1 protein-coding gene is annotated in these 312 nt (G+C 41.0%); it reads left to right on the top strand.

Features of this window, described 5'->3' with window-relative positions; genetic code table 11:
* A partial coding sequence (locus EYD46_RS17865; RefSeq protein WP_165454417.1) for a hypothetical protein occupies nucleotides 1-312 on the top strand: 312 nt, incomplete at both ends.

Here is a 312-nt window from a genome sequence, read left to right as displayed (position 1 = left end):
CAACCATCTGTTCAGGAGAAACATATACATGGGCAGCTAATGGCCAAGATTATACAACAGCGCAATCTGGACTTACAATTACTAACGATGGATGTACAGCTGATGATGTACTAAACTTAACTGTTACGCCAAAACCTGCAGACGACGTTACAAATGCAACCATCTGTTCAGGAGAAACATATACATGGGCAGCTAATGGCCAAGATTATACAACAGCGCAATCTGGACTTACAATTACTAACGATGGATGTACAGCTGATGATGTACTAAACTTAACTGTTACGCCAAAACCTGCAGACGACGTTACAAATG

It is taken from the genome of Hyunsoonleella pacifica, from assembly GCF_004310335.1.
In the GTDB taxonomy this organism is placed as follows: Bacteria; Bacteroidota; Bacteroidia; order Flavobacteriales; family Flavobacteriaceae; genus Jejuia; species Jejuia pacifica.
Note: the sequence above shows the minus strand (reverse complement) of the source record. Positions and strands in the feature narration are given on the sequence as shown.